Origin of the sequence: Clostridium sp. CS001, from assembly GCF_020443565.1 — a bacterium.
In the GTDB taxonomy this organism is placed as follows: Bacteria; Bacillota; Clostridia; order Clostridiales; family Clostridiaceae; genus Clostridium_AD.
Genome location: NZ_JAIZZN010000001.1, coordinates 19,615 through 33,892, shown reverse-complemented (window position 1 = coordinate 33,892; position 14,278 = coordinate 19,615). Strand labels below are relative to the sequence as shown.

The following is a 14,278-nucleotide window of genomic DNA, read 5'->3' as shown; positions in this document are numbered from 1 at the left end:
AGTATGATTAAGGTTCTTATTGTTGAAGATGATCCAATGGTGAGAGAGATTAATGAAAAGTTTTTAAAAAAAGTACCAGGGTTCACGCTAATTGATAGTGTCAATTCCATTAAAAAGGCAAAGGAAGTTATATTGAGTTTTAACCCAGAATTGATATTATTGGATGTTTTTTTTCCGCAAGACAAAGGAACAGATTTATTAAAGTGGATAAGACTTGAAAATTTAAAATGTGATGTTATATTAATAACAGCAGATAGGAATACAGAAACCGTTGAGGAAGCCTTTAGATATGGTGCAATAGATTATTTAGTGAAACCCTTTGTATTTAATAGATTTAAAGAAGCGCTACTTCAATTTAAAGAAAGAAGACATAGTTTTAAAAATATTGATAACATGGATCAAGAAGTTATCGATAAATATACAATTAAAGAAAATAAACATGTAATCGAATACGATGATGATATTGGAGACATAAAGGGATTTAATCAACATACTTATGAAAAGATATTATTAGGAATATTAGATATGAAAGAAGTTGCTTTCACATCAGAGGAAATTGCGAATAAAATTGGAGTTTCTAGAATTACTGCTAGAAGATATTTGGATTATTTAGAAAAAGAACAAAAACTTGTTGTTGAAATGGAGTACGGCAATGTAGGTAGGCCTAAAAATAAGTATAGGGTAAAACGAGAATATTAGTAGCATTTAATATGCACTAATATTCTCCTTTTCATTTTAGTCAATATATAATTGAAACATAACAGTAATGTTAAGTTAGGTACTAAAACTCCTCAGTTTCTAATTTAAAGCCCTCTATAACAATATCATCATCAATTTCAATAAGAAGGCATCGTCGTCCATCCTTATTTTTTACTTGCTTAACTGAATTTAAATCTTTAGGTGTTAAAAGGATATTTGCAACTTCACTAGTAATTTTAATGGATTTTGAATTAAATTCAGGAACAATGTTATTTATTTTAAAATCATACTTGCTACCACAAGTTTCTTCAAAAGCAGTTTCTATATCGGATACTATCTCTACACCGCAATTATTAAGGATATTTTTAACATCACAAATTCCAAGGGTAGGGTTGTCTTCTTCTTCATCAGTTTGCTGGGATAGTTCGTATATATTAGCATAAATATCTTTCATAAGCTCAGGTTTTATTTTATCACCAATTATAGATTTTAATATATCAGAAAAACAATTTTTTTCATCTTCAGCAGTAAATTTAAAACTGCAGTCAAGAACATTCTCGATAAAAGTGGAATTTAGCTCTTTAGGTTTTGATGCATAATATAAAATTTTATTAATATCTGTATATCCATTGCTAAGGCAAGGGAACATGAATCCTTCAAGGGGAGCACTGAGATTGATAACTGAGTCTAATACCGAATTTGCTTTAAATTCTTTACCAGTATAGTCGAATTTTAGAGTCCTCTTTGGAATATCTATTTTATTTACACTTGATAAAATAAAATTAAAAGATTGCATTGCATCTTCGATGCTTTCCTCAGCACTCATATTTTTATGGCTTTTACCTAACCAGTATTCGGCTTTAATAAAAGTAATAACCACATCTGTTTCATATTTATAGTTAGCTGTAATCTTTTCAATAATATTATTAATGTAATTTTGAATTTCGTCTTTATTACTTGAATTTAAAGCACTGCTTAAAAACCTTTGAGTATTATTTTCTTCTTTTAAGTTTTGAAAATCCAATTCAAAGATTTTAGTATCAAGAGCACCAGTAAGTACCTTTTTGAAGTTACCCAGAAATAGTTCTTTTTTATCCATATCCATTCTATCAAAGTAATCAAACTCAGAGTAAATTACTGGTTCTAAATCAATTTGAACATTATCTTTTTTTAGATAAACGGTATATATTTCTTGTATTTTCATCATATTACTGTCTAATTTAAACTCTTTTCTAATATCTGCAATTTCTTTTTTATTCATTATTAAACCTCCTTTTCTAGTTATTTAATAAATTAATAATTTTTAGCAAACCAATCAATTAACTCCGTAGCTATGCTTATGCCCTTAGGAGTTACAGGTAGTTCATTGGAACTATACCACTTCGCATGCTCAATTTCTATGCCATCAGCTTGAATCTCTCCACTTGCATATTCACAAGTAAATCCTATCATTAAAGAATTGGGGAAAGGCCAAGGCTGGTTTCCAAAATACTTTATATTTTTCACAACAATTCCTGTTTCCTCAAAAACTTCACGGGAAACACATTCTTCAAAAGTCTCACCAGCTTCTACAAAACCGGCAACCACACTATATATGTCTTTAGGAGAATTAGTATTATGAGCAAGAAGTAATTTACCGTTGTTTACAACAGCCACAATTATAGCAGGTGATATTCTAGGATAATTTATTAATCCGCATTTGAAGCATTTTTTAGCTCTTTCTCCTTCTACATTTTGAGTTAAGGTACCACATCTACCACAAAATTGATGATCATTATTAAAACTTACCATTTGAATTGCTCTTCCTGATATCCAAAACATGTCCAAGGGTAATTGGTGGGATAAGGCCCTAAGCTTGCTAAAATACATATCCTTTGGAATGATATCATCCTTACTTATTTCTCCACAAAAGCAATTTTGACCATCCATGGAGCCTAGATATTGAACATTTTTTAAATTTAAGTTCGTTAGATCTTTAATTGAAGGTATTATTGCGTTATTATCTACAGATTTAACTAGTAACTCATCTTTGCAAAATAAGAAATAAAAATCTTCCTCTGTTTCCGGTAGTATCGAAATTACAGCCGGCATAAAATTAGTTGTATTCTCTTTTTTGTTCATTAGTATTATATCTCCAATCTATAAGTATATATAGCCATATAATAGGCTATCATGATTAATACAATTTATTTATTAATCTCATCTAATTATATCATATACTTAATTTTTTTTGTATTTGAACTTTTATTAATGTATTTTATGAAAATAGTCGAATTTTATGTTTTAAGGGTTCTTTTACAGCTTTAATTATGTTAATATATCTGAGGAGTAGATTTTTTGATGAGTAGATTTTTTAAGGAGGTATTATTATGGATGTTAAAGAAACACCTAGTGTTCCTTATTGTGGTCTAGGTATTATGGCGCTAGAAAGCAGTTCGGAACTTGGAAATAAGATTAATCAGCTTTTAATTGAAAAACGCAAGGATGATGTTAATGAACCTATAAATCAATTGGTAGGTGAAGATAAATCTTTCCTTATAAACATGAAGGATGTAAGATTTTCAAATGGTGAAGGAAAGATAATTATTGAAGAAACAGTTAGAGGAAAGGATATTTTTATTTTAGCTGATGTAGGAAATTATAGTTGTACATATAAGATGTTTGGTTTTGAAAATCATAAAAGTCCAGATGATCATTTTCAAGATATAAAAAGGGTTTTATCTGCCTTAGGTGGAAAAGCAAGAAGAATTACTGTTATAATGCCATTACTATATGCAAGTAGACAGCATAGGAGAAAGCATAGGGAATCTCTTGATTGTGCTATGGCCCTTCAAGAATTAGAAAGATTAGGCGTTAGTGATATTATAACCTTTGACGTTCATGATCCAAATGTTCAAAATGCAATTCCTTTAATATCATTTGACAACATTTACCCCACCTATGAAATAGTAAAAACTATTTTAAAAGAGGAAAAAGACTTACTGGTAGATAAATCAAAAATGCTTGTTATAAGTCCTGACACAGGTGCTATGGATAGAGCAGTGTATTATTCTAGTGTGCTTGGACTTGATATTGGGCTTTTCTATAAAAGAAGAGACCATTCAAAAGTAGTAAATGGTAAAAATCCAATAGTTCAACATGAATACATGGGTAGAGATGTTGAAGGGCAAGATGTGCTTATAGTAGATGACATGATAGCCTCTGGTGAATCAGTATTTGACATAGTTCTAGAATTAAAGAAACGTAAAGCTAAAAGAATATTTGTCACAGCAACTTTTGCATTGTTTACTGAAGGTATTTCAAAATTTAACGAATTTTATGAAAAGGGTTTAATCGATAAGATATATTCAACAAATTTGACATATATTCCAAAGGAAGTTAGAGAAGCTAAGTGGTTCACTGAAGTTGATATGTCAGAATTTATAGCAAACATAATAAACAATTTAAATTATGATAAATCTATATCACCATTACTTGATGCAACTAAGGGCATAAAGCATTTATTAAATAAAAGAGCACTTATTAAATAAAATAATGATGAAGATAATTGTAGTTATTTTGCATTTGACTTGAACTAGGTAATTGTAAAAAAATTATATTTACTTGGATTATAATAAATATATGTAAAAGACTATTATAGTGAAAGGATTATCACCCTTTTACCATAATAGTCTTTATTTTTTCTACATAATATAAGTAGATTAGCCTTCAATTTCCCTTATAGAAAATTTCTTTTTTAAAGCATATGACATTACAAATAGCCCAACTAAAAGTGCAATAGATAAGTAGAAGCTAGAAGAACCTAAATCTGTTGCTTTATCACCAATGTTTATAAAAACAAATATGCCAGGTATTATTCCTAAGATTGTAGCAAATTCAAAATCTTTAAATTTTACTCCTGAAAAACCTGCCGCATAACTAATAATATCAAAGGGGAAAAGGGGAATAAGTCTTAAAAGAAATACCAGCATAAAGCCTCTGTTTTTAATAGCATTTTCTAGTTTTGACACATCGGTTTTTATAAATTTGTTAAATACTTTATGACCTAAGGTTTTGGCTAAGAAAAAGGAGAGGGAACCACCCAATATGGCACCAATCATAGTGTAGATAAATCCACCCACCATTCCAAAACACATTCCCCCAGCTATGGCAAGAATTGAATCAGGAAAAAGAGTAAGAGGTACAAAAGTAAATAAAATTATATAAATTACAGGTGAGAACACTCCATAAGAATCAACAAAGGTCTTTACGCTTTCTGGAGTACAATGACGCAGAGTTTTCATATTGCAAAAAACACAGATAATTATTGTAATTATTAGTAGAATAGATATTATCTTTATAGCGTTTGCTATCTGATTACCCATAGAAACCTCCTAGATATTTTATTTATAGATAATAAATATTGCTATTATCTATCTTAATCTTAGTAAAAGCTAACATAGCCTCGTTAATTATATAATAAAGTTTTAATTATATCTAATAGTGAATTCAAATAGAAAATAAGACAACTATAGAAATATTAAATAATTTTTTATATGAAAATGACATAAGTCATTCTTTTATATTTTAAACTTTGGTATAATGATTAGTATAAGATTAAATAATATGCAATTAATTGATATGTAAGTATATATTATTAGCTATTTATTGAATTTACTATATTAAAAATACTAAATACAACTACAAGGAGGGTTTCAATATGATACCAACAGCACATATTGAAGTAAAAGAAGAAGGAATTATTGCAAAAACCGTATTAATGCCTGGAGACCCATTAAGAGCACAATTTATTGCAGAAACATTTTTAGAGAATGTTACAAAGTTTAATAATGTTAGAAATGTGTTTGGATATACAGGAACATATAAAGGACGTAAAATTTCTGTTATGGCTAGTGGTATGGGTATGCCTAGTATTGGTATATATTCATATGAATTATTTAATTTTTATGGTGTAGAAAATATTATACGTATTGGGTCATGTGGTGCATACACAGCGGATTTAAATTTATATGATGTTATACTTTGCACTGAGGCTTGGAGTGAGTCTAGTTATGCAAAAGTTCAAAGTGGCTATGAAGGTGATACAATTTCTGCATCAGTTGAATTGAATAATAAGTTAGAAAAAATCTCAGAACAGTTAGAGATCAAAGTTCATAAAAACATTGTTCATTCATCAGATGTATTTTATCATGAGAACTTTGATGATTATAAGGATATTTATAAAAATCACGGGTGTACTTCTGTAGAGATGGAATCCTTTGCTTTATTTCATAATGCAAATATACTGGGAAAGAAAGCAGCTTGTTTACTAACGGTTTCAGATAATTTAGTAACTCATGAGTTAACTACTTCTGAAGAAAGACAAGAAGCTTTTACTAATATGATAAAAATAGCATTAGAGATGGCTGAATAATTAAAATGTAGTTAAATATACAAAAAATAAAAAGATCAGATTTTTAGAAGTTATCTAAAAATCTGATCTTTTATTTTTAGAACAATATTTTAAAATTTATCTATTTAATTTCCACAGTTAGTGTTATAATTTAACAAAAGGAAGAATATGTAAATAAGGAAGTGCTAAACTATGGAAAATAGAGAGCTTTACAAAGAAAAGGAGATTCTTGAGTGTGTAAATTTATGTGATTGTAATGGTAATATAAAGGATGATAGTATTGGTTGGTCCAGAAATCCAGTATTTAATTGCAATCTTACTGGTAATTGGCTTCGAAAAAAGAAATGGAATTATTGGTGCATAACAAATGATGAATGTCTTTTTTCAGTTACCATATCTAATATTGACTATGTAGGTATGGCATTTGTATATTTTTTAGATTTTAAAACGCAAAAATTTATTGAGAAAACAATTATAAGTCCTTTTGGAAGTGGTTATTCAATGCCTGAAAAAGTACAGGAGACTGTAACATTTAGACATCCTAAAATGGGACTATATTTTATAGAAGATGAAAATATTACTCAAATTGTTGCAAAATGCGTTGATTTTATGGGAGAATTAATGGAAGCTAACTTTAAAGTGATTTACCCAGAAGGACATGAAACCTTAAATGTTGTTGTTCCGATAAACAAAAAATTCTTTCAATTCACTTCAAAACATGAGTGTCTTCCTGTTGATGGAGAACTAAGAGTGGGGGAAGATATATATTCCTTTAATCCTGAAAATACTTTTGCATGTCATGATTTTGGGAGGGGAATATGGCCCTATAAGGTTAGACGGAACTGGGCTAATGCTTCTGGAATAGTAAATGGAAGGTCAATAGGCATTAATCTAGGTGCTAAGTGGGCAGAAGGAAGTGGTATGACTGAGAATTGCATTATTGTTGATGGTAAGATAACAAAACTAAGCGAGGACATAATATTTGAATATGACAATAAGAATTTCATGGAACCATGGAATATTAAGACATCCATTACAAATAGGATAGATCTTAAGTTTGTACCTTTTTATGAAAGAATTGCAAAATCAAATATTATTATTTTAAAATCAGAAGTACATCAAGTGGTTGGTCATTTTTCAGGTAACATTGTAACAGATGATGGAGAATGTATCCTTATAGATTCTATAATAGGAACTTCTCAAGAGCACTTTGGACAATGGTAAAGTGCGCCACCTAGGTGGCGCACTTTTATTTTATTATCATGTCCTGAACTTTTATTTTAGGATTCATATATCTACCCTTTTTCTGTGTAGATTTACCGTGCTGAATAGCACCAGTTGGACATAAGTGGATGCAAGATAAACATTGAGAGCATTTATTTCCCCAGATAGGCTTTTCTTTAACCTTAATAGTTCCAGTATTACAGATTTTTTCACATAAACCGCAACCATTACACTTTTCATTAACATGGAAACTTTTTGTGTTAAGAGAATTTTTGCTAAATAGCGGGTTTACTATGGAAGTCATTACCGCAGGTAGAAAACCTCTTTTGATCTGATAAAAATTATCTAACCTTTTTTTGATTGTATCATTTATAGTGTTTATTGTATGTTTGGAATCTAAAAGTTTTATATTTTCAATTTTCTTAGTATCTACATCACCTGCGATAATATAGTTATTCGGCATTACAACTGAGAATCCACTATTGAGATGTACGTTATTTATTTTTAATGCTTTATCAATTACTTTTACAGTGTTGCCAACATTTGCACCACAAGTTGCCACAGTAAATATATAATTATTATTATAATTTATTAACTTCAAATTCTTTACAAATTCTATTACTTGCTTTGGTGGTGCCCACGCATAAACAGGATAAATAATACCTATAATCTCATTTTCTTTTAATGTATACTCATAGTTTTCTTTTGGAATCTTCATTGCAGCTGATATAGAATTTAAGTCTTCATTATGGCTCTTTGCTAGAGTTTTAGCAATATACAGAGAATTACCAGTACCTGAAAAATAAAATATCATAAAATGCCCCCCCAATCAATAATTAAAAGTAACCATTCTATAATCATAACAAAGTGCCACACACGTGGCAAGTGGCATGTTGTATACAGACAGAAATAATGATTAAATAAGTATTAATCTTAAATAATAATTTGACAATAGTTCAACTACCAGTATGTAGTAATTTGACAGGGATAAGTTCTTAAAATATAATGAATTGTTAATGATTATATAAAATTATCTTAAGGGGGAAACCATGAACAACGAAAACAATACACTTGCTTATTTAGCTGCAATTGTAAGTTCTATATTATTTGGATTAAGCTTTTTATTTTCAAAAATAGCACTTGCTGTAGCTAGTCCACTTGCCCTTGTAGCTTTTAGATTTCTTCTTGCATTTTTCATTATGTCAGCTTTAATAGTATTTAAAATTTTTAAGGTGAACTACAAGAATAAACCAATTAAAGAGTTAATTCTTCTTTGCCTTGCAGAACCAGTTGTTTATTTTATTTTTGAAACATATGGAATTAGAGAAGCCTCTTCATCTATAGCGGGACTTATGCTCTCTATTATACCAATTGCAGTTACTATATTAGGGGTGTATTTTCTTAAAGAAATTCCAACAATAAAAAGAATTATGTTTATTGTGATTTCAGTTTCAGGTGTGGCAATTATAGGTGTAATGAGTGCTTCAAACAATTCAGATACTTCTATAAGGGGGATAATCTTATTATTAGGTGCAGTAACTTGCGCAGGATTATTCACAATTATTTCAAGGAAATCTTCAAAGTATTTTACACCAATTGAAATAACATATTTTATGATGGGCAGTGGCGCTTTGTTTTTCAATATAATTTGGATATCAAATCTAATTATAAAGAATGAAATTACAACTTATTTTGAACCGTTAAAAAGTTCTGAATTTCTTATTTCTGTATTATATCTTGGAATACTATCTTCCGTTGCGGCATATTTGCTAATAAATTATACATTATCAAAAATAGATGCTTCAAATACTTCTGTATTCGCAAATATATCAACAATAGTTTCTGTAGTGGCTGGAGTGGTTATTCTAAAAGAGGCCTTTCATTTTTATGATTTTATAGGTTCTGCACTTATACTCATAGGGGTATGGGGTACAAATCGTTTCAAATAGATATAATATAACTAAATGGTGACTTTATTAAATAAAATATATTCCAAAAAATTTGGATGAATGTTTTATTTTTTTGTTTGTGGATTAATTTAGCGAATTAACATATATCTTGCCGTGATAAATTGTTTAGTATATAATATAATTAAATTAATAAAATAATTAAAATTTTTTATATGTATATTAAATGGATGTGATTATAAATGGCAATAATACTTTTTTTTATTGGAACTGCAATTTTCTTATTTTCATTGTTTCTATATAATATAATACTGAATTTATTTGAAAAGGTTTTATTGAAAACACAATATGCTTTTACAATTAAATTAAAGTATTTTCTTTCTTGTTTAATTACTCTTATATTAGGAGTAACAATAGGTAAAATCATAATCGGTAGGCTTATATAATTAATTAAAAGTTTTAATTTTAAGGAGTGTTTACTATGGCAAAGATAATGTCTATACTAGAAAAATATAACTTGGTAGAAAAAGGTAGCAAGGATAAATCAGAACATATTATTTTAAATGAAGATATTAATAATAAGGTAGCTGAAAATAATGATAATGAATTAAATGAAGTAAATAACATTTTTGAAATTAAGCCTAGTGATTATAATGAGGAAATTAAGATATCTGAGTCAGTAATTAAGGAAACTTATCCTTTAGTTGCTTCAGATATAGAATATGAAAATATAATGCCTCTAAATGAGATATATTCGTTGTATAAACTTAAAGATAGCAACATTAATACAGTTTTCATGTTACAAAACTTAATCAATGCATTGCCACAGGATTTACCAAAGGATGTAATAAAACAATCTGTTATTAACATTATTAATACCTCTAATATTGACTTAAATGAGCTTATTTCTGATGGGGAAGAAAGACAAGCAGTTTTAATTAAAGTAATAGATGGATATAATAGTAAAATTAACAAGCGTATTAATGAATATAAAGAGGAGATAGACAAGCTGTCAAAGTTAATTAGTAATTGTCAAGAAGAAATAAAAATTAAAGAAAACATGTTAGAAGAACAAACACATATAATTAAATATGAAACTCAAAAGATAGATGGTATTATTGATTTTTTTCGAAAATAACATTTAAGATTTAAGAGTTACTTATGAGGTGCCACATGAAGGAGAAATATCATATCACTAGTGTTTTTAAGATTTTAGTAGTTCAATTTTTTTTAAGTTTTATAGCTTTGGCCATTGGATGCATGTGGGGATTGAATGTGGAAAATGAAAAATGGAGTCAATTAATTTATAGTGATATAAAAATAGCAAATATTGATGTAGGTGGAAAAACTAAGCAAGAAGCCAGAAATATAGTTAAATCTCAATACATAGAAGGCAAGCTTAGCAAAAAACTTTATGTAACCGTTGATGAAAATACATATGCTGTTAATAGTTCACGCTTTATTAAGAGTAATGATATGGATGTTGTTATAAATGAAGCATTTGACTTTGGAAAACATTTAAATATAATTAAGAAACACAGGATTATAAGGACAGGTAGTAATAAAAATTATAATATAGGATTTAATTGTGATAGTAACCTGATAAATACATTTACATCGAATATTGAGAAAGAAATTAATAAAAATCCTGTAAATGCAAGTATAGAAATAAAATCGGAAAGTGAAATAAAAATAAATGCAGATACAAAAGGATATAAAATTGAAAAAGAAAAGCTAAATAAATATATTTTAGAAAATATAAAGGCCAATGCAAGTGAGGACATACGTATTGTAGCCCCTATTCAGAAAACAGACGCTGCAATTACAAAAGAAAAACTTTCTTTTATTAATACCTGTATAGCTTCTTTTAGTACAAGTTTTAAGTCATCTTCTTATATGAGATCCAATAATATTGATGTTTCTGTTAAAGCTCTTAATGGTAAACTCATATTTCCAGGCGAAACCTTTAGTTTTAACGATGTTCTTGGAGAGAGAACAAAAGAAAGAGGGTACATGGAAGCTCCAGTTATAATTGATAATAAAATTGAATCGGGAATAGGAGGAGGTATTTGTCAGGTATCATCTACTTTATATAATGCAGTCTTAAAAGCAGGTATACAAGATATTGGTAGAACAAATCATTCTTTACCGTCTTCCTATGTTGAACTCGGGCTTGATGCCACCGTTGATTGGCAGAATATAGACTTCAAGTTTATAAATACCTTTGAATACCCAATGTGTATAGAGGCATTTACAAAAAATAAAAACTTATATATTAATATTTTTTCAAATTCAGATTTAAATAAAAAGAAATATATAATTGAGAATAATATAAATGAATATAATAATGGTTATAAAGTAGTAGTAAACAGAAAAACCTATGAAAATGGGAATCTGGTTAATTCAGAGCTTATTTCAAATGACATATATACAATGACATCATCTGTACTAAAAAAAAGATACTAAAAAGTTAACTTGTAATAGTGTAAAGAAACTGTAGTGGAATACTTCAATACAGTTTCTAATTTTTAAAAATCAGAAAAATCTTTTAGAGGACAGTATAATATTTCTAAGCGTTCCTAACTGTACATAATTCAGTACTAATAGTATAATAATTTTGTAAAACACATTATTTTTATGTTTAGGGAGGAATCACTTTGTCAACAAAAATTAAAAAATATAATATTAAGAAGACTACTAATTCAGAAGGTTCTCAACATAAAGCAGCTATAATTGAGGAAAAGAAACCTTTATCGCAATCTATGCTATGGAATTTACAAACTGATTTCTTTGCAAATCAGGGACCAGAAGCTTGGAGAAAAGGAATTGTTCCTCAATATATTACCACCAATCCATATATTGCGAATCTTTATGCTAAGACTGTATTTGGTTATTGTAGAGACTATGTTACAAGAAATGATATAGATAAAAATTCGACAATATACATAATGGAGCTAGCTTCAGGGGTAGGTAGATTTACATATACTTTTCTTAAGAGGTTTTTACATATGATTGAGAGCTCTTCGTTGAAATCACTTAAGTTTAAATACATAGTTACTGACTTTTCGGAGAAAAATATTGATTATTGGCAAAGTCATAGTTTCTTGAAACCCTATTTCGATTCTGGAGTGCTTGATTGTGCAACCTTCGATATAGCTAAAGATGAAGAACTTAAGTTAAGGAACAGCGGAGAAGTGCTATGTTCTGGAAATCTAGAAAACCCTTTGATTTTAATAGCTAATTACACCTTTGATAGCCTCCCGCAAGACACTTTTTTTGTAGGTGAAGAAAAAATTTCTGAAGGACTTATCACAATAATAAGACCAGACATTGAAGTTAATTCTGAAGATAAATCAATACTTGCAGGCCTTGATTATTACTACACAGACAATGAAATTAAAGCAAGTGATTATTATGAAGATAATGATTTTAACAAAATTCTTCTTTACTACAAAGATCAATTGAAGAATACTTCTTTTTCTATCCCTATAATGGCTTTACGTTGCATTTCTAGACTGAAAAAGTTGTTTAATGATGATATAATTTTAATTTCTGCTGATAAAGGATATAAAAGTGAAAAATCTATGTTTGAAAATTCTCACCCATTTTTATCAAAACACGGCTGCATATCTATGACTGTTAACTTTCATTCATTGGAAAAGTATTTTGAAAGCCTTGGTGGAAAAGCAATTCATAGTATTTATGAACATGAAAATATAAATATGTCATTGTTTTTATTAAGTAAAAGCACTCATGATTTTGTAGAAACCACCATGGCCTATAATGAAATTGTTGAAAGTATAGGACCAGATGATTTTTATATAATAAAAAAGGCAGTTGTTCCACTAGGAGAGTCTTTAGAAACAAAACAATTTCTTACATTTCTTAGACTTACAGTTTGGGATGCAAGAACCTTTCAAGAGTTTTACAACATATTACTTGAGAGGATAGATGAGGAAAAGGACTTTCCGCTAGAAGAGCTTATCATTGTAATAAATAAAGTTTGGGAGCATTATTTCCCTATTGGTGAAGAGGGGGATTTAGCATACTACATAGGGTCTTTGTTAAGTTATATTGGGCAGGACAGTGATGCACTAAGATTTTTCCAGTATTCTTATGAAATCTATGGAGCCAATGCTGAAATTTATTATAATATCGCGCTTAGCTATTTTAATTTAAGCCAAGTTGAAAAGGCTCTAGAATACACTGATAAATCTTTAGCATTAGATCCAGTTTTGGAGGACTCTACAACTTTGAAAAGGCTAATTGAAGATATATTAGTATAAGATAAAAGATCTAATATGTTTAAATTATAAAGACATTAGGATATAATAAAGATACACTATAAAAATATTTAGAATAAATAATAAGGAGTACGGTATGAGAAAAGTTTACAAAGATCCAAAGGCACTTGGAATGTGTTTAAAAGATTTAATTGATTTTTATTTAGATAATGTTATTACTTATGAAAAGTTAGAAGAAAAAATAACTATCTTAGTTGATTCAAACGAGGATAGGGTTTATAAAGATGGTCATATATCTTTAAAAATTTCTAATATATTAGGTAATTCAAGGGTAGAAATTATTAATAAAGTATTTTCGGAGATGTGTAATTAATAAAGCGCTTGTATATATATCCATAAAACTATATAATATACTTAAGAAAGCTACTGGCTACTCTTAGAAGTGGTTAGTAATAGCAAAATGTTTAAAGGAGTGATATAATGGCTAAGAATAAACCAGCTTTCCCATCAAGTAATAGTAAGTCTGCAAATGAGCAGGGATCTAAAGGTGATAATAAAACTCCATTACAAACACCAAAGAAAACTATAAGAGGTAATTCTAGAGGACAATAAGTATCAGTGAACTAATAGCTACCTTAGTGGTAGGGACTTTCTACCTAAAGAATGTAAGTAATTATTATAATATGTAAGAGTGGGTAGCGATTAGGTGACTAAAAGTCAGATGATTGCTACCCTATTACTTTGATGATTGGGATTAAATATAGCTAATTGTCCATTATAAAATTATAAAATCAAGCAATTAAGTAAAATGA

At 28.7% G+C, this 14,278-nt stretch carries 14 protein-coding genes; 10 read left to right on the top strand and 4 right to left on the bottom strand.

All coding sequences use genetic code 11. The features are described 5' to 3' along the window. The first annotated feature begins 3 nt into the window (after positions 1-3). Complete coding sequence (locus LGK97_RS00165; protein WP_226257708.1) at positions 4-699, top strand: response regulator; 696 nt, start codon at positions 4-6, stop codon at positions 697-699. A gap of 82 nt (positions 700-781) precedes the next feature. Here LGK97_RS00165 and LGK97_RS00160 read toward each other — a convergent pair whose 3' ends face one another. Together LGK97_RS00160 and nudC are read right to left on the bottom strand one after the other, a co-directional pair. Further along, complete coding sequence (locus LGK97_RS00160; RefSeq protein WP_226257707.1) at positions 782-1,960, bottom strand: DUF4317 family protein; 1,179 nt, start codon at positions 1,958-1,960, stop codon at positions 782-784. Between the two features lie 32 nt (positions 1,961-1,992). Continuing rightward, positions 1,993-2,820 carry an NAD(+) diphosphatase gene (gene nudC, locus LGK97_RS00155; RefSeq protein WP_226257706.1) on the bottom strand — a complete coding sequence of 276 codons (828 nt, stop codon included), beginning with the start codon at positions 2,818-2,820 and terminating at the stop codon, positions 1,993-1,995. 248 nt (positions 2,821-3,068) lie between these two features. Between nudC and LGK97_RS00150 the strand changes: the two genes are divergently transcribed. Next, positions 3,069-4,229, top strand: coding sequence for a ribose-phosphate pyrophosphokinase (locus LGK97_RS00150; protein WP_226257705.1), 1,161 nt, complete (start codon positions 3,069-3,071; stop codon positions 4,227-4,229). Between the two features lie 171 nt (positions 4,230-4,400). On the opposite strand, the gene LGK97_RS00145 is transcribed toward LGK97_RS00150, so the two are convergent. After that, complete coding sequence (locus LGK97_RS00145; RefSeq protein WP_226257704.1) at positions 4,401-5,063, bottom strand: TVP38/TMEM64 family protein; 663 nt, start codon at positions 5,061-5,063, stop codon at positions 4,401-4,403. 335 nt (positions 5,064-5,398) lie between these two features. Between LGK97_RS00145 and deoD the strand changes: the two genes are divergently transcribed. After that, entirely contained in the window at positions 5,399-6,112 is a 714-nt protein-coding gene (gene deoD, locus LGK97_RS00140) for a purine-nucleoside phosphorylase (RefSeq protein WP_226257703.1), read from the top strand. 171 nt (positions 6,113-6,283) lie between these two features. Continuing rightward, positions 6,284-7,315: a DUF2804 domain-containing protein gene (locus LGK97_RS00135; protein WP_226257702.1), complete on the top strand. Its 1,032-nt coding sequence runs from the start codon at positions 6,284-6,286 to the stop codon at positions 7,313-7,315. 25 nt (positions 7,316-7,340) lie between these two features. Here the strand turns inward: LGK97_RS00135 and LGK97_RS00130 are convergent, their stop codons facing one another. Beyond that, on the bottom strand, positions 7,341-8,129 hold the full coding sequence (locus LGK97_RS00130; protein WP_226257701.1) for an EFR1 family ferrodoxin: 789 nt from the start codon (positions 8,127-8,129) through the stop codon (positions 7,341-7,343). Between the two features lie 235 nt (positions 8,130-8,364). Here LGK97_RS00130 and LGK97_RS00125 point away from each other — a divergent pair, with 235 nt between their 5' ends. From LGK97_RS00125 to LGK97_RS19720, 6 genes are all read left to right on the top strand, one after another. Further along, complete coding sequence (locus LGK97_RS00125; RefSeq protein WP_226257700.1) at positions 8,365-9,264, top strand: DMT family transporter; 900 nt, start codon at positions 8,365-8,367, stop codon at positions 9,262-9,264. A gap of 439 nt (positions 9,265-9,703) precedes the next feature. Further along, positions 9,704-10,360, top strand: a complete 657-nt coding sequence (locus tag LGK97_RS00120) for a hypothetical protein (RefSeq protein ID WP_226257699.1) — start codon at positions 9,704-9,706, stop codon at positions 10,358-10,360. A 35-nt stretch (positions 10,361-10,395) separates the two neighbouring features. Continuing rightward, entirely contained in the window at positions 10,396-11,688 is a 1,293-nt protein-coding gene (locus LGK97_RS00115) for a VanW family protein (protein WP_226257698.1), read from the top strand. Between the two features lie 191 nt (positions 11,689-11,879). Further along, on the top strand, positions 11,880-13,508 hold the full coding sequence (locus LGK97_RS00110; protein ID WP_226257697.1) for a tetratricopeptide repeat protein: 1,629 nt from the start codon (positions 11,880-11,882) through the stop codon (positions 13,506-13,508). Positions 13,509-13,602: 94 nt separating this feature from the next. Next, a complete protein-coding gene (locus tag LGK97_RS00105; protein ID WP_226257696.1) occupies positions 13,603-13,839 on the top strand; it encodes a TIGR04540 family protein in 237 nt (78 codons plus the stop codon). A gap of 107 nt (positions 13,840-13,946) precedes the next feature. Then, positions 13,947-14,078 (top strand): hypothetical protein, encoded by a 132-nt coding sequence (locus tag LGK97_RS19720; protein ID WP_264174938.1) that lies wholly within the window; start codon positions 13,947-13,949, stop codon positions 14,076-14,078. Positions 14,079-14,278 lie beyond the last annotated feature (200 nt).

Coding starts and splice junctions, on each gene's coding strand:
- LGK97_RS00145 (WP_226257704.1), bottom strand. CDS start 5,063: ATGGGTAATCAGATAGCAAACGCTATAAAGATAATATCTATTCTACTA.
- LGK97_RS00105 (WP_226257696.1), top strand. CDS start 13,603: ATGAGAAAAGTTTACAAAGATCCAAAGGCACTTGGAATGTGTTTAAAA.
- LGK97_RS00165 (WP_226257708.1), top strand. CDS start 4: ATGATTAAGGTTCTTATTGTTGAAGATGATCCAATGGTGAGAGAGATT.
- LGK97_RS19720 (WP_264174938.1), top strand. CDS start 13,947: ATGGCTAAGAATAAACCAGCTTTCCCATCAAGTAATAGTAAGTCTGCA.
- LGK97_RS00130 (WP_226257701.1), bottom strand. CDS start 8,129: ATGATATTTTATTTTTCAGGTACTGGTAATTCTCTGTATATTGCTAAA.
- LGK97_RS00115 (WP_226257698.1), top strand. CDS start 10,396: ATGAAGGAGAAATATCATATCACTAGTGTTTTTAAGATTTTAGTAGTT.
- deoD (WP_226257703.1), top strand. CDS start 5,399: ATGATACCAACAGCACATATTGAAGTAAAAGAAGAAGGAATTATTGCA.
- LGK97_RS00120 (WP_226257699.1), top strand. CDS start 9,704: ATGGCAAAGATAATGTCTATACTAGAAAAATATAACTTGGTAGAAAAA.
- nudC (WP_226257706.1), bottom strand. CDS start 2,820: ATGAACAAAAAAGAGAATACAACTAATTTTATGCCGGCTGTAATTTCG.
- LGK97_RS00160 (WP_226257707.1), bottom strand. CDS start 1,960: ATGAATAAAAAAGAAATTGCAGATATTAGAAAAGAGTTTAAATTAGAC.
- LGK97_RS00135 (WP_226257702.1), top strand. CDS start 6,284: ATGGAAAATAGAGAGCTTTACAAAGAAAAGGAGATTCTTGAGTGTGTA.
- LGK97_RS00150 (WP_226257705.1), top strand. CDS start 3,069: ATGGATGTTAAAGAAACACCTAGTGTTCCTTATTGTGGTCTAGGTATT.
- LGK97_RS00125 (WP_226257700.1), top strand. CDS start 8,365: ATGAACAACGAAAACAATACACTTGCTTATTTAGCTGCAATTGTAAGT.